This window comes from Streptomyces sp. NPDC004788, from assembly GCF_053601115.1.
This window is the reverse complement of record NZ_JBSGBF010000061.1, coordinates 1-21,659: the sequence shown is the minus strand read 5'-3', so window position 1 is coordinate 21,659 and position 21,659 is coordinate 1. Positions and strand designations below refer to the sequence as shown.

Annotated in this window: 20 protein-coding genes and 1 pseudogene; 17 read left to right on the top strand and 4 right to left on the bottom strand. The window is 72.3% G+C overall.

Annotated elements, in window-relative coordinates; genetic code table 11:
* Window positions 1–2: 2 nt before the first annotated feature.
* The 7 genes from ACWEJX_RS24535 (at window position 3) to ACWEJX_RS24505 (ending at window position 6,856) form a co-directional block, all read left to right on the top strand.
* Complete coding sequence (locus ACWEJX_RS24535; RefSeq protein WP_451609556.1) at window positions 3–905, top strand: ribonuclease Z; 903 nt, start codon at window positions 3–5, stop codon at window positions 903–905.
* Window positions 906–977: 72 nt separating this feature from the next.
* Entirely contained in the window at window positions 978–1,973 is a 996-nt protein-coding gene (locus tag ACWEJX_RS24530) for an adenosine deaminase (RefSeq protein ID WP_451609555.1), read from the top strand.
* Window positions 1,974–2,327: 354 nt separating this feature from the next.
* Window positions 2,328–3,464, top strand: coding sequence for a carbohydrate kinase family protein (locus tag ACWEJX_RS24525; RefSeq protein ID WP_451609554.1), 1,137 nt, complete (start codon window positions 2,328–2,330; stop codon window positions 3,462–3,464).
* Between the two features lie 107 nt (window positions 3,465–3,571).
* Window positions 3,572–4,657, top strand: coding sequence for a PhoH family protein (locus tag ACWEJX_RS24520; protein ID WP_451609553.1), 1,086 nt, complete (start codon window positions 3,572–3,574; stop codon window positions 4,655–4,657).
* Between the two features lie 12 nt (window positions 4,658–4,669).
* Window positions 4,670–5,167 (top strand): rRNA maturation RNase YbeY, encoded by a 498-nt coding sequence (gene ybeY / locus ACWEJX_RS24515; RefSeq protein ID WP_403793034.1) that lies wholly within the window; start codon window positions 4,670–4,672, stop codon window positions 5,165–5,167.
* Between the two features lie 31 nt (window positions 5,168–5,198).
* A complete protein-coding gene (locus ACWEJX_RS24510; RefSeq protein WP_451609552.1) occupies window positions 5,199–6,506 on the top strand; it encodes a hemolysin family protein in 1,308 nt (435 codons plus the stop codon).
* Window positions 6,503–6,856: an MmcQ/YjbR family DNA-binding protein gene (locus ACWEJX_RS24505; RefSeq protein ID WP_403793037.1), complete on the top strand. Its 354-nt coding sequence runs from the start codon at window positions 6,503–6,505 to the stop codon at window positions 6,854–6,856. Before ACWEJX_RS24510 ends, ACWEJX_RS24505 begins: the two co-directional genes overlap by 4 nt.
* 1 nt (window position 6,857) lies before the next feature.
* Here ACWEJX_RS24505 and ACWEJX_RS24500 read toward each other — a convergent pair whose 3' ends face one another.
* Window positions 6,858–8,288 (bottom strand): MFS transporter, encoded by a 1,431-nt coding sequence (locus tag ACWEJX_RS24500; RefSeq protein WP_451609551.1) that lies wholly within the window; start codon window positions 8,286–8,288, stop codon window positions 6,858–6,860.
* A gap of 78 nt (window positions 8,289–8,366) precedes the next feature.
* Here ACWEJX_RS24500 and ACWEJX_RS24495 point away from each other — a divergent pair, with 78 nt between their 5' ends.
* The 7 genes from ACWEJX_RS24495 to era all read left to right on the top strand — a co-directional run bounded on the left by ACWEJX_RS24495 (window position 8,367) and on the right by era (window position 14,829).
* Window positions 8,367–9,281, top strand: coding sequence for a helix-turn-helix transcriptional regulator (locus ACWEJX_RS24495; RefSeq protein WP_451609550.1), 915 nt, complete (start codon window positions 8,367–8,369; stop codon window positions 9,279–9,281).
* Between the two features lie 155 nt (window positions 9,282–9,436).
* Window positions 9,437–10,174 carry a hypothetical protein gene (locus ACWEJX_RS24490; protein ID WP_451609549.1) on the top strand — a complete coding sequence of 246 codons (738 nt, stop codon included), beginning with the start codon at window positions 9,437–9,439 and terminating at the stop codon, window positions 10,172–10,174.
* A 43-nt stretch (window positions 10,175–10,217) separates the two neighbouring features.
* Complete coding sequence (locus ACWEJX_RS24485) at window positions 10,218–10,580, top strand: cytidine deaminase (protein ID WP_451609548.1); 363 nt, start codon at window positions 10,218–10,220, stop codon at window positions 10,578–10,580.
* 200 nt (window positions 10,581–10,780) lie between these two features.
* A complete protein-coding gene (locus ACWEJX_RS24480) occupies window positions 10,781–11,260 on the top strand; it encodes a hypothetical protein (protein ID WP_451609547.1) in 480 nt (159 codons plus the stop codon).
* Window positions 11,261–11,472: 212 nt separating this feature from the next.
* A complete protein-coding gene (locus tag ACWEJX_RS24475) occupies window positions 11,473–12,807 on the top strand; it encodes a beta-xylosidase (protein ID WP_451609546.1) in 1,335 nt (444 codons plus the stop codon).
* A gap of 37 nt (window positions 12,808–12,844) precedes the next feature.
* Complete coding sequence (locus ACWEJX_RS24470) at window positions 12,845–13,840, top strand: WxL protein peptidoglycan domain-containing protein (RefSeq protein WP_451609545.1); 996 nt, start codon at window positions 12,845–12,847, stop codon at window positions 13,838–13,840.
* A 29-nt stretch (window positions 13,841–13,869) separates the two neighbouring features.
* On the top strand, window positions 13,870–14,829 hold the full coding sequence (gene era / locus ACWEJX_RS24465; protein WP_403793050.1) for a GTPase Era: 960 nt from the start codon (window positions 13,870–13,872) through the stop codon (window positions 14,827–14,829).
* A 12-nt stretch (window positions 14,830–14,841) separates the two neighbouring features.
* On the opposite strand, the gene ACWEJX_RS24460 is transcribed toward era, so the two are convergent.
* The gene (locus tag ACWEJX_RS24460) at window positions 14,842–15,108 is read right to left on the bottom strand and encodes a protealysin inhibitor emfourin (RefSeq protein ID WP_451609544.1); all 267 of its coding nucleotides are present in this window, start codon (window positions 15,106–15,108) and stop codon (window positions 14,842–14,844) included.
* A 20-nt stretch (window positions 15,109–15,128) separates the two neighbouring features.
* Window positions 15,129–16,169 carry a M4 family metallopeptidase gene (locus tag ACWEJX_RS24455; protein WP_451609543.1) on the bottom strand — a complete coding sequence of 347 codons (1,041 nt, stop codon included), beginning with the start codon at window positions 16,167–16,169 and terminating at the stop codon, window positions 15,129–15,131.
* A gap of 296 nt (window positions 16,170–16,465) precedes the next feature.
* Here ACWEJX_RS24455 and leuA point away from each other — a divergent pair, with 296 nt between their 5' ends.
* The 3 genes from leuA (at window position 16,466) to ACWEJX_RS24440 (ending at window position 20,618) form a co-directional block, all read left to right on the top strand.
* Window positions 16,466–18,235 carry a 2-isopropylmalate synthase gene (gene leuA, locus ACWEJX_RS24450; protein ID WP_451609542.1) on the top strand — a complete coding sequence of 590 codons (1,770 nt, stop codon included), beginning with the start codon at window positions 16,466–16,468 and terminating at the stop codon, window positions 18,233–18,235.
* A gap of 219 nt (window positions 18,236–18,454) precedes the next feature.
* Window positions 18,455–19,768 (top strand): choice-of-anchor A family protein, encoded by a 1,314-nt coding sequence (locus ACWEJX_RS24445; protein WP_451609541.1) that lies wholly within the window; start codon window positions 18,455–18,457, stop codon window positions 19,766–19,768.
* 157 nt (window positions 19,769–19,925) lie between these two features.
* The gene (locus tag ACWEJX_RS24440) at window positions 19,926–20,618 is read left to right on the top strand and encodes a TerB family tellurite resistance protein (RefSeq protein WP_451609540.1); all 693 of its coding nucleotides are present in this window, start codon (window positions 19,926–19,928) and stop codon (window positions 20,616–20,618) included.
* Window positions 20,619–20,900: 282 nt separating this feature from the next.
* Here ACWEJX_RS24440 and ACWEJX_RS24435 read toward each other — a convergent pair.
* Window positions 20,901–21,659 (bottom strand): annotated as a pseudogene (locus tag ACWEJX_RS24435) (LuxR family transcriptional regulator); the annotation flags it as partial.

Sequence of the window (21,659 nt, the reverse complement as noted above, 5' to 3'; positions counted from 1 at the left end):
CCTTGTCCGTACGTGAACTGGTCGTCCTCGGCACGGCCAGCCAGGTCCCGACCCGGCACCGCAACCACAACGGCTATCTGCTGCGCTGGGACGGGCAGGGCATCCTCTTCGACCCCGGCGAGGGCACCCAGCGGCAGATGCTGCGGGCCGGGGTCGCGGCGCACGACCTGAACCGGATCTGTGTCACGCACTTCCACGGGGACCACTCGCTGGGCCTGGCCGGGGTGATCCAGCGGATCAACCTCGACCAGGTCCCGCACCCGGTCACCGCGCACTACCCGGCGAGCGGGCAGCGCTTCTTCGAGCGGCTGCGGTACGCGACGGCCTACCGCGAGACGGTGCGGCTGGCCGAGGCGCCGGTCGACGCCGACGGGCCGCTCGCGGTCACCGACGGGTTCACGCTCGACGCACGCCGGCTCTCCCACCCCGTCGAGTCGTACGGCTACCGGCTCACCGAGCCGGACGGGCGGCGCATACTCCCGGCGCGGCTCGCCGCGCACGGCATCGCCGGGCCGGACGTCGGCCGGATCCAGCGTGAGGGCGTTCTCGGCGGTGTCACGCTGGAGGACGTGAGCGAGGTGCGGCGCGGGCAGCGGTTCGCGTTCATCATGGACACGCGGCTGTGTGACGGGGTGTACGAGCTCGCCGAGGGCGCCGACATGCTCGTCATCGAGTCGACCTTCCTCGACGAGGACGTCCAGCTCGCCGTCGACCACGGTCATCTGACCGCCGGTCAGGCCGCGGCGGTCGCGCGGGACGCGGGCGTACGGCACCTCGTGCTCACGCACTTCTCGCAGCGGTACGCCGATCCGGCGGAGTTCGAGCGGCAGGCGCGGGCGGCCGGGTTCGCGGGCGAGCTGACCGTCGCCCAGGATCTGATGAGGGTCCCCATGCCCAAGCGCTAGACGCCCAAGCGCCAGAGGCCCGAGCGTCAGACCAGTACCACCCGCACGCGAGATCCAGGAAGCAGCACCACCATGCCGGTACCCAAGGCCGAACTCCACCTCCACATCGAAGGCACCCTCGAACCCGAGCTGGCCTTCGCGCTCGCCGAGCGCAACGGCGTCACCCTGCCGTACGCGGACACGGCCGCGCTGCGGGAGGCGTACAGCTTCAGCGACCTCCAGTCCTTCCTGGACCTCTACTACTCCCTCATGGCCGTGCTCCGCACCGCCGACGACTTCACCGACCTCGCCGACGCCTACCTCGCGCGCGCCGCCGCGCAGGGCGTACGGCACGCCGAGATCTTCTTCGACCCGCAGGCGCACGCCGTCCGCGGCGTCCCCATGGGTGTCGTCGTGGAGGGCCTCACGGCCGCGCTCGACCGGGCCGAGGAGCGCCACGGCATCTCCACCCGCCTCATCATGTGCTTCCTCCGTGACGAGTCCGCCGAGTCCGCGCTGGCCACCCTCGACGCGGCGAAGCCGTACCTCGACCGGATCACCGGCGTCGGCCTCGACTCGGCGGAGGTCGGGCACCCGCCGGCCAAGTTCCGCGCGGTGTACGAGGAGGCCGCGCGGCTCGGGCTGCGGCGCGTCGCCCACGCGGGCGAGGAGGGGCCCGCGGAGTACATCCGCGAGGCACTCGACGTGCTGGGCGTGGAGCGGGTGGACCACGGGCTGCGGTGTCTGGAGGACCCGGACCTGGTGGACCGGCTGGTGCGCGAGCGGGTGCCGCTGACGCTCTGCCCGCTGTCGAACGTGCGGCTGCGCGCGGTCGACGTCCTGGAGCAGCATCCACTGCGGCGGATGCTCGACGCGGGGCTGGTCGCGACGGTGAACTCGGACGACCCGGCGTACTTCGGCGGTTACGTCGGGGACAACTTCACCGCGGTGCGGGAGGCGCTGGGCCTGGCGCCGGAGCAGCTGCGGACGCTGGCCCGGAACTCGTTCCTGGCGTCGTTCCTGGAAGACGACGAGGAGCGGCGCGAGCGGTACCTGGCGGAGGTCGAGGCGTACGACTTCGGGGCGTAGCAGTCCTTCGGACGGACGGACGGACGGACGGACGGGCGGACGGGCGAGCGCGCGGACGAGCGGACGGACGGGCGGGCGGCCGGGCGAACGGGCGGGCGTACGGGCGGGGCGGGGCGTCTGCGCCCGGGGCCCGCAGCACACACGGCGGCGCGACCGCTCGGGCGTTCCAGGAACCGAACCGGGAAATGAGACGGCGCCCGGTGATCCACCTGCGCGCGGCACCATGTGTAGCAAGCACCCGAGTGGGCGGAGACGGCGTTCATCCCCGGGCGCGGAGTCGTCGCGTCCACCTCGCCCCATCGTCCCCTTCGGGCACACTGTCCGGACCAGCACCACGTGCCGATCCGCCGCACCATGATCGGGGAGCCCGCCGTGACCGACCGCGACCGCGACCGCGACCGCCGCACCGACGTCGACCCGCTCGTGTGCCTGCGCGAGCCCACCGACCCGGACTGCGACGTCTTCCTCACCGGCACGGTCTTCCTCGACATCATCTTCACCGGCCTCGACAGCGCCCCCGTCCGCGGCACCGAGTCCTGGGCCCGCGGCATGGGCTCCAGCCCCGGCGGCGTCGCCAACATGGCCACCGCGCTCGCCCGGCTCGGCCTGCGCACCTCGCTCGCCGCCGCGTTCGGCGACGACCACTACGGCGAGTACTGCTGGGACGCTCTTGAGCAGGGCGAGGGCATCGACCTCTCGCTGTCGCGGACCGTGCCCGGCTGGCACTCGCCCGTCACCGTCTCCATGGCGTACGAGGGCGAGCGCACGATGGTCTCGCACGGCCACGCCGCCCCGCCGCTCGACGGCGCCCTGCCCGCCTACCCGCCGCACGCCCGCGCCGCCGTCGCCTCCCTCGTGCCCGGCCGCAGCGAGGAGTGGGTGGCCCGGGCCGCCCGCGGCGGGGCCAAGGTGTTCGCGGACGTCGGCTGGGACGACACGGGGCACTGGGACCTGGCCGGCCTGACCGACCTGGAGCACTGCGAGGCCTTCCTGCCGAACGCGGCCGAGGCCATGCGCTACACCCGCACCGACTGCCCGCGGGCCGCCGCCCGGGCGCTCGCGGACAAGGTCCGCTACGCCGTCGTCACCCTCGGATCGGAGGGCGCCTACGCCGTGGACGGCGCCACCGGCGAGACCGCCGAGGTGCCCGCGATCCAGGTCGCCGCCCTCGACCCGACCGGCGCCGGGGACGTCTTCGTCGCCGGTTTCGTCACCGGCACCCTGGCCGGCTGGCCGCTCGCAGACCGGCTCGCCTTCGCCGGGCTGACGGCCGCGCTGTCCGTGCAGGAGTTCGGCGGCTCGCTGTCCGCGCCGACCTGGGGCGAGATCGCCGCCTGGTGGCAGCAGGTCCAGGGCCACGAGGGCCAGGACCCGGCCGCCCTGCGCGACCGCTACGCCTTCCTGGAGCGCCTCCTGCCCGTCCCGGCCCGCCCCTGGCCGCTCCGCCGCGCCGTCCCCACCATCGGCTTCCGCCCGGCGCCGGCCCCGTAAAAAGCGTTCAGGGTTGTCCGACCCGAGTCGTAGGCTTGGTATCCGAGAGGTTGTCGAGCAGCGAGAACCCTGCGACGGGAGGTATGTGCAGGCCACAGTGCCGGCCCATGACTCAGACACCCACAGCCCACGCCCCTGCGCCGGGGCAGGCACGCGCTCAGTTCACCGTCCCCGCGAAGCACCCGATGGTGGTGGTCCTCGGATCCGGTGACGCCTTGCTGCGCGTGATCGAGGAGGCGTTCCCGTCCACGGACATCCACGTGCGGGGAAACCAGATCAGCGCCGTCGGCGACCCCGGTGAAGTCGCCCTGATACAGCGCCTGTTCGACGAGATGATGCTGGTGCTCCGCACCGGACAGCCGATGACGGAGGACGCCGTGGAACGGTCGATCGCCATGCTGCGGGAGGAGAACGGGGAGGCGGGGGCCGAGACGCCGTCCGAGGTGCTCACGCAGAACATCCTCTCCAGCCGCGGCCGCACCATCCGCCCCAAGACCCTCAACCAGAAGCGCTATGTCGACGCCATCGACAAGCACACCATCGTCTTCGGCATCGGCCCCGCCGGCACCGGCAAGACGTACCTGGCCATGGCCAAGGCGGTCCAGGCCCTGCAGTCCAAGCAGGTCACCCGGATCATCCTGACCCGGCCGGCCGTCGAGGCCGGCGAGCGGCTCGGCTTCCTGCCCGGCACGCTCTACGAGAAGATCGACCCGTACCTGCGCCCGCTGTACGACGCGCTGCACGACATGCTCGACCCGGACTCCATCCCCAAGCTGATGGCCAACGGGACGATCGAGGTCGCGCCGCTCGCGTACATGCGGGGCCGGACGCTCAACGACGCGTTCATCATCCTCGACGAGGCGCAGAACACGAACCCCGAGCAGATGAAGATGTTCCTCACCCGCCTCGGCTTCGACTCGAAGATCGTCATCACCGGTGACATCACCCAGGTCGACCTGCCCGGCGGCACGAAGAGCGGTCTGCGCCAGGTCCGCGACATCCTCGACGGGGTCCAGGACGTGCACTTCTCGACGCTCACGTCGCAGGATGTCGTCCGGCACAAGCTCGTCGGCCGTATCGTCGACGCGTACGAGCAGTACGACATCCGCAACGAGGGCAAGCGCGAGAGCCGGCACGATGGCCGCCGCGACGGCCGCCGTGAGGACCGTCGTGAGGACCGCAACGGGAAGTAGAAGCAACAGCACATGTCGATCGACGTCAACAACGAGTCCGGCACCGAGGTCGACGAGCAGGCGATCCTCGACATCGCCCGCTACGCGCTCGGGCGCATGCGCATCCACCCGCTCTCCGAGCTCTCGGTGATCGTCGTGGACGCCGAGGCGATGGAGCAGCTCCACATCCAGTGGATGGACCTGCCGGGCCCGACGGACGTCATGTCCTTCCCGATGGACGAGCTGCGCCCGCCGTCGAAGGACGACGAGGAGCCCCCGCAGGGCCTCCTCGGCGACATCGTGCTCTGCCCCGAGGTCGCCAAGAAGCAGGGCGACGAGGCCCCGACGCGGCACTCCATGGACGAGGAGCTCCAGCTGCTCACCGTCCACGGAGTGCTGCACCTGCTCGGCTACGACCACGAGGAGCCGGACGAGAAGGCCGAGATGTTCGGCCTCCAGGCCGCCATCGTGGACGGCTGGCGTGCGGAGAAGGGCCTGACCGGCCCGTCGCCGGCGCCGACCGTCTCCTGACCCCGGACGGGACAGGACAGGTCCGTCCGTCATGAACGCACAACTGATCCTGGGCGCCGTCGCGCTGGTCGTCGTCGCGTGGCTCGCCGCCTGCGCCGAGGCCGGCATGGCCCGCGTCTCCAGCTTCCGCGCCGCCGAGGCCGTCCGGACCGGGCGGCGCGGCGCCGAGAAGCTGGCGCAGGTCGCCTCCGACCCGACCCGCTATCTCAACGTGGCGCTGCTCGTCCGCGTCGCGTGCGAGACGGCGGCCGGCGTCCTCGTCACGTACGCCTGCCTCGAAGCCTTCCCGGAGACCTGGCAGGCGCTGCTCGTCGCCATCGCCGTCATGGTGCTCGTCTCGTACGTCGCCGTCGGCGTCTCGCCGCGTACCATCGGCCGCCAGCACCCGCTGAACACGGCGACGGCGGCCGCGTACGTGCTGCTGCCACTGGCCCGCATCATGGGCCCGATCCCGCAGCTGCTCATCCTCATCGGCAACGCGGTCACCCCCGGCAGGGGCTTCCGCAAGGGCCCGTTCGCCTCCGAGGCCGAGCTGCGGGCGATGGTCGACCTCGCCGAGCAGGAGTCGCTGATCGAGGACGAGGAGCGCCGCATGGTGCACTCGGTCTTCGAGCTCGGCGACACGCTCGTCCGCGAGGTGATGGTGCCGCGCACCGACCTCGTCGCCATCGAGCGCTACAAGACCGTCCGCCAGGCCCTCACCCTCGCGCTGCGCTCCGGCTTCTCCCGGATCCCGGTGACCGGTGAGAACGAGGACGACATCGTCGGCATCGTGTACCTGAAGGACCTGGTCCGCAAGACGCACATCAACCGCGACGCCGAGGCCGACCTGGTGTCCACCGCGATGCGCCCGGCGGCCTTCGTGCCCGACACCAAGAACGCCGGCGACCTGCTGCGCGAGATGCAGCAGGAGCGCAACCACGTCGCCGTCGTCATCGACGAGTACGGCGGCACGGCCGGGATCGTCACCATCGAGGACATCCTGGAGGAGATCGTCGGCGAGATCACCGACGAGTACGACCGGGAGCTGCCGCCCGTCGAGGAGCTCGGCGACGAGCGCTACCGGGTCACCGCCCGCCTCGACATCGGCGACCTCGGCGAGCTCTACGGCTTCGGCCCGGACGAGTACGACGACGAGGACGTCGAGACGGTCGGCGGACTGCTCGCCAAGGCCCTCGGGCGGGTGCCGATCGCCGGCGCCAACTCGGTCGTCGAACTCCCCGACGGGCGGACCCTGCGGCTCACCGCCGAGTCCCCGGCCGGCCGCCGGAACAAGATCGTGACCGTGCTCGTCGAACCGGTCGGCACCGCCGGCCCCGAGGAGGGAACCGAGTCGTGACGCCCGACCAGCTGCGCGCCTTCTGCCTGGACTTCAACGACGCGACGGAGGAGTTCCCCTTCGGGCCCGACGTCTCCGTCTTCAAGGTGGCCGGGAAGATGTTCGCGCTGTCCTGGCTGGACGGCGACCCGCTCACGGTCAACCTCAAGTGCGACCCGGACGACGCCGTACGGCTCCGCGAGGAGTACCCGGCGATCGCCCCCGGCTACCACATGAACAAGCGGCACTGGAACACGGTGAACGTGGGAGAGCTCCCGGACCGGATGGTCCGGGAGCTCGTCGAGGACTCGTACGACCTGGTGGTCGCCGGGCTTCCGAAGGCGGTACGGCTCCGGCTCGACCGGCCGTAGCTCACTTCGAGCGCCGCAGGCCGAGCGCCACCAGGACCGCCGTCACCAGGACGATCGCCGCGTCCAGGCCGAGGACCGTGCGCACGCCCCCGTACAGGCTGTCGCCGGTGGTGGCGAGGACGCCGAGCAGCGGGATGCCGACGGTGAGACCGACCTGCTGGGTCGTGGTCACCAGACCGGTGGCCAGGCCCTGCTCCTCGTCCGGGACGCCGGAGGTGACGGTCACGCCGTACGAGATGATCGCGCCCAGGTGGCACATCGAGGCCAGCGAGACGGCGACCGTGGCCACGACGGCGCCCGAGTCGGCGCCGACGGCCAGCAGCGCCGCGGTGAGCACGCCCTGGCCGGTCAGGCCGAGGACGAGGGTGCGGCGGGCGCCGATCCGGCCGATGACCTTGGCGGCGAAGGAGCCGGCGAGGACCGACAGGGCGCCCTGCACACCGAAGACCAGGCCGGTCTGGAAGCCGGACAGGCCCAGCGTCTCCTGCAGGTAGAGGGTCAGGACGAAGACGACCGTCGACATCATCGCGAAGGTGATCAGACCGCCCAGGTTGCCGAAGGCGACCGTGCGCCGCTTCAGCATCGGCAGCGAGACGAGCGGGGCGGCGTGCCGGGACTCGACGATCACGAAGGCGACCAGCAGGGCCACGCCCGCCACGAGGGTGACCAGGACGTCCGCGCCGCCGAAGCCGCGCTGGGCCGCCGTCGACAGCGAGTAGATCAGCGACAGCAGACCGGCGGTGACGGTCACCGCGCCCGGCACGTCCAGGCGGGGCCGCTCGGGGGTCCGGGACTCGGGCAGCAGGCCCGGGGCGAAGGGCAGCACGAGCGCGCTGAACAGGGCCAGCAGACCCATGGTGGAGCGCCAGCCGAAGGTGTCGGTCATGACGCCGCCGAGGACCATGCCGATGGTGAAGCCGAGCGACAGGATGGTGCCGGAGATGCCGAGCGCCCGGTCGCGCTGCGGGCCTTCGGGGAAGGTGGTGGTCAGCAGCGCCATGCCGGTCGGCACGATCATCGCCGCGCCCAGGCCCTGCAGCGCGCGGCCGGTGAGGAAGGCGGCCGGGTTCCAGGCGAAGGTGGCGAGCAGCGAGGCCGCCCCGAAGAGCGCGAGGCCGGTGAGGAACAGCTTCTTGCGCCCGTACAGGTCGCCGATCCGGCCGGAGAGCAGCAGGAAGCCGCCGGACGGCAGGGCGAAGGCGGTGACGGCCCACTGGAGGGCGGCGGGGCTGAGGCCGAGGTCGGCGCCGAGCACGGGCAGGGCCACGTTCAGGACGGAGAAGTCCAGCGACACCATGAACTGGGCGGCGCACAGCACGATCAGGATGAGCCGGGCGCGGCCGTCGAGTGCGGGGGCCGGGGCGGGGGACGCGGCCGAGGGCGGTGCGGTCTCGGTGGGCGAAGTCTTGGGGGAGGAGGTCGTGGTTGCCATGGTCACGACTCTCGTGGTCCGGGAATGCCCGTGGGGAGCGGGTACTTATGCTGGTGGTCGTACCACCAGGCAACACCCATGCGCGTCCCGGGGGAGGAAGCACACGTGGCCACCGCACTGGAGAGCACGGAGGGCAAGGCACACCGACTCGCCGAGCTGCGCGAGTTCCTGATGAGCCGACGGGCCCGGGTCAGCCCCGCCGAGGCGGGTCTGCCGGACGGCGGCGCGCGGCGCCGCACGCCCGGACTGCGCCGGGAGGAGGTCGCCGTGCTCGCCGGGGTCGGCGTCTCCTGGTACCAGTGGCTGGAACAGGGCCGCGACATCACCGTCTCGCCGCAGGTCCTCGACTCCGTCGCCCGCGTGCTGCGGCTCAGCCCGACCGAGCGGCGCCATCTGTACGTCCTCGCGGGGCTCAACCCGCCGGCGCCGGAGACCGCGCCCGAGGACCGGGACATGTGCCACGGGCTGCGCCGCCTCATCGACACGTGGATGCCGTTCCCAGCGCACATCATGGACGTGTACTGGAACACGGTCATGTACAACGACGCGGCGGCCATCGTGCTCGGCATGCGCCCGGAGATCGTGCAGAACTGCCTGATCGCCTTCTTCACCGACCCGCTGTACCGCACGCGGTCGAAGTCCTGGGAGGAGATCGCGCCGCAGGTCGTCGCCCAGTTCCGCGCCGCCTGCTCGGAGCACCCGGAGGACGACGGCTTCCGTGAGGTGGTCGAGGAGGCGAAGGCGGCGAGCCCGGAGTTCGCGGAGCTGTGGGACCAGCAGGACATCCGGCCCGGCGGCCTCAACCGCAAGGAGCTGGAACACCCACTGGTCGGCCCGCTCTTCGTCGAGGCCACCCAGCTGCGCGTGCCCGCCCGCCCGGACCTGGTGATCGTGCTGCACACCCCGCTCGCGGAGGCGGACACGGCGGCGAAGCTGGAGTGGCTGGTGTCGCCGGAGGGGCGGCGCGGGGCGATGTACCCGGTGGCGGGCTGAGGGGTCCGGGTCCCGGGGCGGCCTCCGGGGCGAGTTGGCGGTACGGGGACCTCGGCGAACCGGTGTCAGAGACTCCGGATATCCTCACGCCGCACGTCACCGCAGGACGCGGCCGTGCTCACCCCTGCCGCCTCACCCCCAAGGGCTATCGCACCATGCGTACGCGTTTCTCCCGCGGCCTGTCCGCCGCGCTCGCCGTCTCCGCCCTCTCGCTGACCGCCGCCTGTGGCGGTGGCTCGGACGACACGAAGAAGGACGGCGCCGACAAGCCGGCCGCCTCCGCCTCCGCCACCGCGGCCGCCACCTCCGCCGCGCCGCAGCCGGCCGGCCCGCTGACCGACGCGCAGATGAAGGCCGCCGCCCTTGAGGCCAAGGACCTGCCCGCGGGCTGGAAGGCCGGCAAGCAGGAGAAGGGCCCGGCCATGGGCAAGGCCGACAAGACCGCGTGCGAGCCGATCACGGACCTGCTCGCCGACGGCATCAAGGGCGCGACGACCGGCTCTCAGGCGCACTTCGAGCTGGCCAAGAACAGCACGCTGGACCAGACGGTCGCCACCTTCGAGGGCACCGGCGCCGCCGACTTCGCCAAGGCCCTCGGCACCGCCGTGGACACCTGCACCGGCTTCGCCACCGAGGCGCAGGGCATGAAGGTCAAGGGCACGGTGAAGAAGCTCACCGCCCCGGCCGGAGCCGAGCAGGCGTACGCGTTCCGCCTGACCCTGGCCATGCCCGACATGGGCTACCAGACCCAGGTCGACCTCCTCGTCGCCCGCCAGGGCAGCGGCGTGACCCGCCTCGCGTACGACCCGGCCAGCGACGCCTCCGGCCACGCAGCCTTCGACGGCATCGCCAAGACGGCCGCCGACAAGTTCGCCAAGGCGGCGCAGGGCTGAGACCCGCCCCCGTGGCCGCACCGCCCCGACCTATCCTCGGATCATGACACTCAACCGCGAGCACGACGACCTCGGCGCCGAGGACCTCAAGATCATCACGCTGGCGCGCAGCGCCCGCGCCCGCAACGGAGTGCCGGAGGGCGCGGCGGTACGGGACGAGACGGGGCGCACCTATGTCGCCGGCACCGTCGACCTGGAGTCGCTCAAGCTGAGCGCGCTGCAGACGGCGGTCGCCATGGCCGTCGCCAGCGGCGCCCAGTCCCTGGAGGCCGCGGCGGTCGTCTCCACCGCGGAGGCCGCCTCGGAGGCGGACCGCGCGGCGGTGCGGGACCTGGGCGGTCCGGAGACCCCGGTGCTGCTCGCGGGCCCCGACGGGCAACTGCGGGTCGCGGTGACGGCGGGCTGACCCCGGAGAACGGGCAACGGGAGCCCGGCGCGGGCAACACGCGCCGGGCTCCTCGCACATGGCCCTTGTGCTCTTGTGAAGAATGCGCGTCAATGGCACCGGCCCGCTTGATGGGCCGTCAGAAACGCGTCGTCAGGGACGCGTCCTTCACGCAGTGCCCGCACCCCTGCGTTCGTCATCGGAAGGGGTACGACCTCGCCATGAGAAGCAGAAGCAGCTTAGGGATCGTCGCGGTGCTGTCCGGGGCGCTCGCCGCCGCCGGGCTCGCCTTCGCGCCGGGTGCCGCCGCCGTCTCGCCGGGCTCGGCCACGGCGACGTACGACTGCGGGTCGTGGGGTGGCGGCGGCGCCACCCTCACCGCCACGCAGAGCGGCACGGCCGCGACCATCACCATCACCTCCGCGGTGAAGACGCCCATCTCCGTCGGCGCCGACCAGATCAGCGCCAGTCTGACGATGGCCAAGGCCGGCGGCGGCACCCGGGTCTTCACCGGCAAGAAGAACCCGCCGCTCGCCGCCAACCAGTCGGTGACGATCGGCCCGCTCAGCGGGACGGTCGCCTCCGGTGACAGTCTCAACTCCTACTTCGCGGGCACCGCGCTCTCCATGGTGATCTTCGGCGTCACGGTGAACTGTGACGCGCTCACCTCGCAGTCGCCCGGGCCCTTCGTGTTCAGCTGAGCCCGTTCCGCACGTCCGCGCGTCCGACCGGTACCGCCGAGTGCGGTACCGGTCCCTGCTGTGTTCGAACAGCTCTGACCTGGGGAAACGTGGCAAATATGCGGATCTTGACAGTATCTGATGGCCCATCAGTCGGTGCATTTCGATTCCATTGACTTCTCTCGGCCCGCGGCCGTCAATGGCGCCCTCTCATCTCCCTCAGGAGGGCCCCCATGCTCTTCACGCCACGAAGACGGCGCCACTGGACCGCCGTCCTCGGCGCCACCGCGCTCGCCGTCGCCACGGGCGGCGCGCTCGCCGCCCCGGCCGGCGCGGTCGCCACCGCCTCCCAGGCCGTGGACTTCGCCACCCACTGCGTGCCGCCGCCGATCGCGGGCATCCCGCCCATCGACGGCACCACCACCGCCGAGATCACCGTCGACAACGCCGCGCCCAAGGTCGGCGACACGGTCACCGTCACCTACACGGTCACCAAGCCCGCCGCCTCCAACCCGGTGGACCTCCAGCTCCCGGCCGACATCATGACGCCGAGCGGCAAGGTCACCCTCGGCGGCGCCCAGACCGGCGCCGTCACCGTCACCGGCGAGAAGAAGAACCCGCCCGTCCCCGGCAAGGGCGCCTTCCCGGCGTTCTCCATGAAGGGCACCTTCACCGTGACCGCGCCCGGCGCGATCACACTCTCGCCCGGCGACTACAACATCCACACCTCGTACCTGATGGAGCTGGACACCCCCTGCACCGTCAGCAACCCGCCCGCGCCCGTCTCCGAGACGGTCACCGCCGCCCCGCAGCCCGGCGCGAACGAGCGCGCGCTCCAGCTCGACAACGCCTCCGGCGCGCCCGGTGTCCGGGTCACCGTCTCCGGCACCAGGTTCACCCCGCTCACCGAGGTCACCGTCGTCGGCCAGGCCGGCGCCGCCGAGACCGCCGACCGGATGACGGTCACGACCGACAGCGAGGGCGGTTTCGCCGCGCGCCTGAAGGTCACCGACCCGGCGACCACCGGGATCGTGGCGTACGAGGGCGCGGCCTGGGACCCCGACAAGGGCGCCGGCCCGGTCGCGTACCAGGTCATCGACGACACCCCGGCGCCGCCGAACAGCCAGAAGATCACCGCCACCGTCAAGGCGGGCACGCTGTCGATGACCCAGGCCGGTGACGCCGTCCAGCTCTCGGCCGTCGACTTCGGCCAGGGCGGCGCGGCCACCGGCGCGCTGCAGACGGTCACGGTCAAGGACTTCCGCGGCGGCCCCGCGGGCTGGTCCCTGACCGGCAAGGTCACCGACTTCACCGGACCCGGCGGCGCGTCCGTCGGCGCCGGGAAGCTCAGCTGGACCCCGGCCTGCGCCACCAGGGCCGGCAGCCCCAGCACCTGCGTCCCCGGCAGCGCCGGCCCCGTCGGCAGCGGCGGCGCGACCCTCGCCTCCACGCCCAACGGCACGCTCACGGGCGGCGAGTTCACCGTCGACGCGGGGCTCTCCCTCGACGTCCCGGCGTTCACGGCGCCGGGCTCGTACGCGGGCGTGCTGACGCTGACGCTGTCCTGACCGACACGAGAGAACCGAGCCAAAGGGGTCCGCACCCGTGCGCAAGCCGTACGTCCTCCTCCCGAACGCCCTGAAGGTCCTGAAGGTTCTGAACGTCCTGGCCGTTCTGGGCGCCGCGCTTCTGCTCGGCGCCCGGAACGCGCCCACGGCCTCCGCCGCCGAGAACGGCGAATGGGCCGTCTACCCCGCCGCCTCCCGCCTCGGCAGCCGCCCGTACTTCTACCTCTCCGCCGACCCCGGGACCACCGTCACCGACCGGGTCACCGTCGCCAACAAGACCGCCGCCCCGCTCACCTTCCTCCTCTACGGCGCCGACGCCTACAACACCGAACGCGACGGCGGCTTCGCCGTGCGCACCCGGCAGGAGCGGCAGACCGGCGCCGGTGCCTGGACCAGGCCCGCCAGGGACCGGGTCACCGTGCCGCCGCGGTCCGCCGTCACCGTGCCCTTCACGCTCACCGTGCCCGCCGACGCCGAGCCCGGCGACCACCCCGGCGCCGTCGTCGCCCTCGACGAGCGGATCACCAAGGGCGGCGCGGGCGCCGTCGCGCTCGGCGTGCAGCGCGCGGTCGGCGCCCGGGTGTACCTGCGGGTCGGCGGCCCGACCGTGCCGGCGCTCGCCGTCGAGGACGTCACCCTCGACCAGGACCGGCCGCTCGTCCCCGGCACCCGGACGAGCACCGCCGTCCTCTCGTACACCCTCCACAACCGCGGCAACGTCACCCTGAACCCGAAGGTCGTCCTCAGGGCCCAGGGGCTCTTCGGCCGGACCCTGCTCTCCCGCGACCTGGACCGGCTGCCGGCCGAGCTGCTGCCCCGGCAGAAGATCCGGCTGACCGAGCGATGGAGCGGATCGCCGCAGCTCGACTGGGGCGAGGTGACGCTGACGGCGACCGCGAAGGACGTCCGCGAGTCGGCCGGGGTGTCCTTCCTGGCGCTGCCCTGGCTGCCGCTCACGGTGCTCGCCACCGGGGCCGCCGGAGGCGCCGTCGCCCTCCGGATCCGCCGTCGCGCGGCGCCCGGGGCGGACTGAGTACGTGAGGAGGGCGCGCATCGGGGACAATGGCCCCCATGAGCGTTCGCACCCCCGAGACCGATGAGAACACCGCCCCCCACCGGGCGGGCTTCGCCTGCTTCGTCGGGCGCCCCAACGCGGGCAAGTCCACCCTGACGAACGCTCTGGTCGGCCAGAAGGTGGCGATCACCTCCAACCGGCCGCAGACCACGCGGCACACCGTCCGCGGCATCGTGCACCGCCCGGACGCCCAGCTGGTCCTGGTCGACACCCCCGGCCTGCACAAGCCGCGCACGCTGCTCGGCGAGCGCCTGAACGACGTCGTGCGCACCACCTGGGCCGAGGTCGACGTGATCGGCTTCTGCCTGCCCGCCGACCAGAAGCTCGGCCCCGGCGACCGCTTCATCGCCAAGGAGCTCGCCGAGATCAAGAAGACGCCCAAGGTCGCGATCATCACCAAGACCGACCTGGTCGACTCCAAGACCCTCGCCGAGCAGCTGATCGCCATCGACCAGCTCGGCAAGGAGCTCGGCTTCGAGTGGGCGCAGATCGTGCCCGTCTCGGCCGTCGGCAACAAGCAGGTCCAGCTCGTCGCCGACCTGCTCATCCCGCTGCTGCCGGAGTCCCCGCCGCTCTACCCGGAGGGCGACCTCACCGACGAGCCCGAGATGGTCATGGTCGCGGAGCTGATCCGCGAGGCCGCGCTCGAAGGCGTACGGGACGAGCTGCCGCACTCCATCGCGGTGGTCGTCGAGGAGATGATCCCGCGCGAGAACCGCCCGGCGGACCGGCCGCTGCTCGACATCCACGCCAACGTGTACATCGAGCGGCCCAGCCAGAAGGGCATCATCATCGGCCCCAAGGGCAAGCGCCTGAAGGAGGTCGGGACGAAGTCCCGCAAGCACATCGAGGCGCTGCTCGGGACCCCGGTCTTCCTCGACCTGCACGTGAAGGTCGCGAAGGACTGGCAGCGCGACCCCAAGCAGCTGCGCAAGCTCGGCTTCTAGCCCCCTCGGGGGCTAGGCGCCTTCCTTCAGGACGAGCTGGATCAGCTCGCGCTGTTCGTCGGTGAGGTGCGGGTCCGCGCACTTCACCGTCTGGCCGTCGATCGTGATCTCGTAGGCGAAGCCGTCGGGAACCCCGCGGGTCTGCGGCGGCGGCGGTGCGGTGAGGGTCTGCTGGGCCAGGTCCCGCAGATGCCCGTCGTCGGGCCGGCCGTCGGTCTCCACCTCCGCGTCCTTCTCGATGCCCGCGAAGCCCCCTGTGCGTACGACGCGAATTCTCATGGGGCCTGTCTACCGCAGGCTCAGCTGGTCGGCACGCCGACCGTCGACCAGGCGTCCCGCACGGCCTTGACCTCTTCGCCCTCGTTGTAGCGGGCCTTCGCCGCCGCGACCGTCGCCGCCGCGAAGTCCGAGAACTTCGCCTCCTCGTCCAGCGTGCCGCCGGTCAGGACGTCGTACCAGATCTGTCCGGCCCGCTCCCACGCGTTCCCGCCGAGCGCGGTGGCGACCAGGTAGAAGGCGTGGTTCGGGATGCCCGAGTTGATGTGGACGCCGCCGTTGTCGGAGTGCGTACGGACGTAGTCGTCCATCGTCGCGGGCTGCGGGTCCTTGCCGAGTTCGTCGTCGTCGTACGCCGTGCCCGGGGCCTTCATGGAGCGCAGCGCCACGCCCCGGTCGATGGCGGGGCCCAGCAGTCCCTCGCCGATGAGCCAGTCGGCCTGGTCGGCCGTCTGGCCGAGCGCGTACTGCTTCACCAGCGAGCCGAAGACGTCGGACACGGACTCGTTGAGCGCGCCCGACTGCCCGTAGTAGGCGAGGTTCGCGGTGCTCTGGGTGACGCCGTGGGTGAGCTCGTGGCCGATGACGTCGACCGAGACGGTGAAGTCGACGAAGAGCTGGCCGTCGCCGTCGCCGAACACCATCTGCTCGCCGTTCCAGAAGGCGTTGTCGTACTTCTCGTCGTAGTGGATGCTCGCGATCAGCGGCATGCCGTTGCCGTCGATCGACGCGCGGCCGTAGACCTTCTCGTAGAGGTTGTAAGTGGCGCCGAGGCCCGCGTAGGCCCGGTTCCCGGTGGCGTCGGCGGTCGGCTGCCCGCCCTCGTCCTGGATCTTGACGCCCGGCAGGTCGGTGCCGTTGCGGGCGTCGTAGATCGTGCGGCGGACCCCGGTGGCCGCGGCCGGCGCGAGGGGCGGGGCCAGCCGGCGGGCGGTGCGGTGCCCGGCGTCGGCCACCAGGGTCCGCCGGGCGGCCTCGGCGAAGGCGGGATTGGCGGACCGTGCGAGCCGCTCCAGGATGTGCGGCGGGACGATCGAGCAGAAGACAGACGAGTGGGGAGTCATTGCAGCAATGTGGCACTGCGTGGTGCCGGTGTCACGACCTGCGACGGCGATTGGCGAAATGGAGTGATGGGTCACCTTTTCTGCTTGACGGGGACGCCGTCCCGCATACTGAAACGGGACGTCCGCCTCCGCCGCACCTGGGCTACAGTGACGCACATCATGCGTTTCGGGCTGCTTCTCCTTAGCTGCCGCGGCGAGGGCCTGTAGTCGTAGGCCGACCCCCTCCCCGCGGGTTTCGGTGTTGCGTTCGACAGTCGGCCGTCCCCTTCCAAGGACCCTCCGAGGAGCCCTACGCAATGTCCCAGTCGACCTTCCACAGCCGACCGACGCCCATCACCACCGCGACGCACACGCAGCAGCCGTCCGGGATGCCCGTCCACAAGTACGGGCAGTACGAGGCCGTCGACATCCCGGACCGCACCTGGCCCGACCGGCGCATCACCAAGGCCCCGCGCTGGCTGTCCACCGACCTGCGCGACGGCAACCAGGCCCTGATCGACCCGATGTCCCCGGCCCGCAAGCGCGAGATGTTCGACCTGCTGGTCCGCATGGGCTACAAGGAGATCGAGGTCGGCTTCCCGTCCTCCGGCGAGACCGACTTCGCGTTCGTGCGCTCGATCATCGAAGAGGGCGCGATCCCGGACGACGTCACCATCTCCGTACTGACCCAGGCCCGCGAGGACCTGATCGAGCGGACCGTGGAGTCCCTGAAGGGCGCCAAGCGGGCCACCGTGCACCTGTACAACGCGACCGCGCCGACCTTCCGCCGCGTCGTGTTCCGCGGCTCGAAGGACGACATCAAGCAGATCGCCGTCGACGGCACGCGCCTGGTGATGGAGTACGCGGAGAAGCTGCTGGGCCCGGAGACCACCTTCGGCTACCAGTACAGCCCGGAGATCTTCACCGACACCGAGCTGGACTTCGCCCTGGAGGTCTGCGAGGCGGTCTGCGACGTGTGGCAGCCCGGCCCCGGCCGCGAGATCATCCTGAACCTGCCCGCCACCGTGGAGCGCTCGACGCCGTCCACGCACGCGGACCGCTTCGAGTGGATGTCCCGCAACCTGACCCGCCGCGAGTACGTGTGCCTGTCCGTGCACCCGCACAACGACCGCGGTACGGCGGTGGCGGCGGCCGAGCTGGCGATCATGGCCGGCGCCGACCGCATCGAGGGCTGCCTGTTCGGCCAGGGCGAGCGGACCGGCAACGTCGACCTGGTGACCCTGGGCATGAACCTGTTCAGCCAGGGCGTCGACCCGCAGATCGACTTCTCGCAGATCGACGAGATCCGCCGGACCAGCGAGTACTGCAACCAGATGGAGGTCCACCCGCGCCACCCCTACGCGGGCGACCTGGTCTACACCGCCTTCTCCGGCTCCCACCAGGACGCCATCAAGAAGGGCTTCGACGCCATGGAGGCCGACGCGGCCGCCCAGGGCAAGACCGTCGACGAGATCGAGTGGGCCGTCCCGTACCTGCCGATCGACCCGAAGGACGTCGGCCGCTCCTACGAGGCCGTCATCCGCGTCAACTCGCAGTCCGGCAAGGGCGGCATCGCGTACGTCCTGAAGAACGACCACAAGCTGGACCTGCCGCGCCGCATGCAGATCGAGTTCTCGAAGATCATCCAGGCGAAGACCGACGCCGAGGGCGGCGAGGTCACGCCGAAGGAGATCTGGTCCGTCTTCCAGGACGAGTACCTGCCCGCCGTGGACCCGGACAACGCCTGGGGCCGCATCCAGCTGCGCTCCGGCCAGTCGACCTCCGACACGGACGGCACCGACACGCTGACCGTCGAGGCCGTCGTCGACGGCGTCGAGACCGTCCTGACCGGCTCCGGCAACGGCCCGATCTCCGCCTTCTTCGCCGCGCTGCAGGCGGTCGGCGTGGACGCCCGCCTGCTGGACTACCAGGAGCACACGATGAGCGAGGGTGCGTCCGCGCAGGCCGCCTCGTACATCGAGTGCGCCATCGACGGCAAGGTCCTGTGGGGCATCGGCATCGACGCGAACACGACGCGCGCCTCGCTGAAGGCCGTCGTGTCGGCGGTGAACCGCTCGGCGCGCTGACGCCCGCTCCGTGAGCCGCCCCGCACCCCTTCCGAGGGGTGCGGGGCGGCTTCGTGTGTGAGGTGGGTCACGGTTTCAGGTTCGCTTAAGGAAGATTGTCGAGGCATGCCGGAATCGGCGTCATATCAGGTGAGTTGACGGCACATCAGGGGCGGGAGGAAGGTCTGCTCGTCCGCCTCGGACGCCTCCCCTTCCCCGCTCCCCGACCTGGAGTTCCGCATGCGCACGTCCGCCGCCGTGGCCACCGTCCTCGCGGTGACCGGTGCCGCCCTCGCCTGGGCCCCGGCCGCCTCCGCCGCCACCGCGTGCGAGACGGACCCGCTCGGCACCGCCGGCCGCTACGCCGAGTTCGTCGAGCAGGACTCCACCCGCTACTCCGACTCCGAGGGCGCGGTCGCCGTCGGCGGCGACGCCCGGTTCGGCGACGCGGCCACCGGCCAGGGCTTCTCCATCGGCCACAAGCTGACCTCCGCCGACCTGGCGCGGCTCCCCGGCGGTCACAGCCTCGTCGTCGGCGGCACCCTCCACGCCCACCAGGTCGTCCTCGACCAGGGCTCCGGCATCGCCGGCAAGGTCGTCGGCCGCGTCGACGGGCGGATGGCCGAGGGCGCGTCGCCGACGACCCCGGTCGACTTCGGCAAGGAGTTCGCCGCACTGCGCGGCCTGTCCACCGGCTGGGCGGGCGTCGAGCCCAACGGCACGGTCGCCGGCTCCGGCGACGGCGCGGACCAGGGGCTCTTCCTGACCGGTACGAGCAAGCGGCTCAACGTCTTCGCCGTGAACGCCGCCGACCTGGAGAAGGCCCGCGCGATCACCCTGGACGTGCCCGTCGGCTCCTCGACCCTCGTGAACGTGCTCGGCGCCTCGTACGACATGAACGCCAACGCCACGTACGGCGTCTACTACAAGAACCTGGCCGGCGGTGCGCCCGTCGTCGACGACTACGACGTGCCCTCCGACGCGTACCGGCAGATCCGCGCCAAGCTGCTGTGGAACTTCCCGCAGGCCACCAGCGTGAAGAAGAACCACACCTCCTGGCCCGGCACCGTCCTCGCCCCGAACGCCACCGTCGCCATGGGCAGCCCGCACGTCGGCCCCGGCCACGTCAACGGTTCCGTCATCGCGAAGAGTCTGGTCACCGTCCCGGGCGCCGAAACCCACCAGATGAACTTCACCGGCTGCCTGCCCGGGAACACGACGCCCGGCGGCCCGGTCGTGCCGCCGCAGCAGCCGACGCCGACCGGGACCCCGGTCCCGGCCGAGCCCGGCAAGCCGGGCGGGACCACCGAGACCCCCGGCTCTCCCCAGCCGTCCACCACCCCTTCCGCCGCGACTCCTTCCGCTTCCGCCCCCACGCCGTCCGGATCCTCCTCGGCGGCCGTCCCGGCCCCCGCCCCCTCGTCCACCCCGGAGGGTGATCTCGCCACGACCGGTTCGTCCGTCGGACCTGGGCTGATCGGTGCCGGCGCGGCGGCCGTCCTGGCCGGCGGCGGCCTGCTGGCCTTCGCGAAGCGCCGCAAGCGGGCCTCCTGACGCCCGGGCGGAGGCCGGCCGGGGCCCCTTCCGGACCTCGGCGGGTCTCGGCCATCTCCTTGGCGTTCTGCTGACGAGGTGCTGACGCCACATCATCGATGTGGCTAACATCACGCCAACGCCGGCAGCGACGCCGGCGCGTCGAAGGAGGTGCGGCGTGCGATCTGCGCGGAAGTCTCGTGAGCGGAGCCTGGTTCTCTGCGGGATCCGGACCTCCTGGAACACGATCGGCGACGGCGAGTTCTTCTGCGAGGAGTGCGGCGGCGACCGCAACTACCGGCGCCGCACCGGCCGCCGCCGGTTCGCCCTCCTGGGTGTACCGCTGCTGCCGCGCGGCCACGCCGGCCCGGTCGTGGAGTGCGCCGCATGCCACACCCACTTCGGTACGGACGTGCTCGCGCACCCGACGACCAGCCGCTTCTCCGGCATGCTCCGCGACGCCGTGCACACCGTCGCCCTCGCCGTCCTGGCCGCCGGCGGCACCTCGTCCCGCACCGCCGTCGACACCGCCGCCTCCGGCGTGCGGGCCGCCGGCTACGCGGACTGTACGGCCCTCCAGCTCGTCGAACTGGTCGAGGCGCTCGCCGCCGACACGGGCCGCTTCCTGCCGGACGTCAGCAGCGGGGGAGCGGCCCTCGCCATCGAACTCCACGAGGCCCTCGAACCTCTCTCCCCGCATCTCGCCGCAGCCGGCCGCGAATCGATCCTGCTGCAGGGCGCCCGCATCGCCCTGGCGGACGGGCCCTACACACCCGCCGAGCGCGAGGTGCTGGGCACGGTGGGCAACGCGCTGGCGCTGTGCGCGGACGAGACGGCGAGGCTGCTGGCGACGGCGCGGAAGGTCGGCTGACGGCGGGAGGCGGGTCCGGGCGGGCCGACCTGGCGCGGGCCGGCCCGGTCTGACCTGATCGGGCCTGACCGGGCCCGGCCTGACCGGGCCCGGCCTGACCGGGCCTGGCCTGACCGGACCCGGCCTGACCGGGCCTCACCTGACTTGGCCTGGCCTGGCCCGGCCCGACCGGGCCTGGCGGTTCTCGGCCGGCCGGGTGGGCCGGTCGGTACGGCGAGGGGTGTGCCGGGGTTCGCCTGGTGTGCGGTCGGGCTTCCCGGCCGGCGTCCGGAGGGGGCGCGTTCAGGCCGGTACGGCGCCCAGGCGGGTGAAGGCCGCGCGGGCGGCGGCCCGTTCGCCGGCCGCGGCGGGGTCGACCGCCGCGAGGCGCATCCGTACCCGGGCCGCCTCGTACGGCACGCGCAGCTCCAGCCAGAGCGCGAGGGCCCGCCGGAGCTGCCCGGCCTCGCGCGTCACCGCTCCGCGCGCACCCGCCGCCATCGCCGCGAGCAGCGGCACCTCCCCGGCCGGGTCCAGTGCGTCGAGCCCGGCCACCGCCCTGGCCGCCGCGTTCGTGTCGCCCAGCGCGAGGTGCGTCTCGACGAGCGCGGCGAGCAGCCGGGCCCGGCCGAGCACGTCGTGCGCCGGGTCGCTCTGGCAGTCCAGGGCCAGCCGCAACCCCGCCGGCGCCGTGTCCGCCCGGCCCTGCGCCAGCCGGAGCAGCGCAAGCCCGGGCTGCGGCACCCGTCCCAGTTCATGCGCGTGCGCGTACGACCGCGCCGCCTCGTCGAGCCGTCCCTGCCGCCGCTGGATCTCCCCGACCGCGTACGCGGCGGCCGCCGCCGTGTCGAGCGAGTCCGACAACACCTCCTGGTACACGAGCCGCGCCTCCTCCTCGGCCCGCGCCCAGTCGCCGAGCAGGTCGAGCACCTCGACGTGGTGGAGACGGAAGAGGGCGCGGAAGGGGTTGCCGGCGAGGGGCGGCGGGCCGGCCACGGGAGCGGGCCCGCGACCGGGCCCGGGCCGCCGCGACCGCGGCGGGGCGGCAGGGCCGCCGGTCAC

Coding starts and splice junctions, on each gene's coding strand:
- ACWEJX_RS24445 (WP_451609541.1), top strand. CDS start 18,455: ATGCGCACGTCCGCCGCCGTGGCCACCGTCCTCGCGGTGACCGGTGCC.
- ACWEJX_RS24525 (WP_451609554.1), top strand. CDS start 2,328: ATGATCGGGGAGCCCGCCGTGACCGACCGCGACCGCGACCGCGACCGC.
- ACWEJX_RS24475 (WP_451609546.1), top strand. CDS start 11,473: ATGCTCTTCACGCCACGAAGACGGCGCCACTGGACCGCCGTCCTCGGC.
- ACWEJX_RS24510 (WP_451609552.1), top strand. CDS start 5,199: ATGAACGCACAACTGATCCTGGGCGCCGTCGCGCTGGTCGTCGTCGCG.
- ACWEJX_RS24460 (WP_451609544.1), bottom strand. CDS start 15,108: ATGAGAATTCGCGTCGTACGCACAGGGGGCTTCGCGGGCATCGAGAAG.
- era (WP_403793050.1), top strand. CDS start 13,870: ATGGCCCCCATGAGCGTTCGCACCCCCGAGACCGATGAGAACACCGCC.
- ACWEJX_RS24485 (WP_451609548.1), top strand. CDS start 10,218: ATGACACTCAACCGCGAGCACGACGACCTCGGCGCCGAGGACCTCAAG.
- leuA (WP_451609542.1), top strand. CDS start 16,466: ATGTCCCAGTCGACCTTCCACAGCCGACCGACGCCCATCACCACCGCG.
- ACWEJX_RS24455 (WP_451609543.1), bottom strand. CDS start 16,169: ATGACTCCCCACTCGTCTGTCTTCTGCTCGATCGTCCCGCCGCACATC.
- ACWEJX_RS24520 (WP_451609553.1), top strand. CDS start 3,572: ATGACTCAGACACCCACAGCCCACGCCCCTGCGCCGGGGCAGGCACGC.
- ACWEJX_RS24500 (WP_451609551.1), bottom strand. CDS start 8,288: ATGGCAACCACGACCTCCTCCCCCAAGACTTCGCCCACCGAGACCGCA.
- ACWEJX_RS24530 (WP_451609555.1), top strand. CDS start 978: ATGCCGGTACCCAAGGCCGAACTCCACCTCCACATCGAAGGCACCCTC.
- ACWEJX_RS24490 (WP_451609549.1), top strand. CDS start 9,437: ATGCGTACGCGTTTCTCCCGCGGCCTGTCCGCCGCGCTCGCCGTCTCC.
- ybeY (WP_403793034.1), top strand. CDS start 4,670: ATGTCGATCGACGTCAACAACGAGTCCGGCACCGAGGTCGACGAGCAG.
- ACWEJX_RS24480 (WP_451609547.1), top strand. CDS start 10,781: ATGAGAAGCAGAAGCAGCTTAGGGATCGTCGCGGTGCTGTCCGGGGCG.
- ACWEJX_RS24495 (WP_451609550.1), top strand. CDS start 8,367: ATGCGCGTCCCGGGGGAGGAAGCACACGTGGCCACCGCACTGGAGAGC.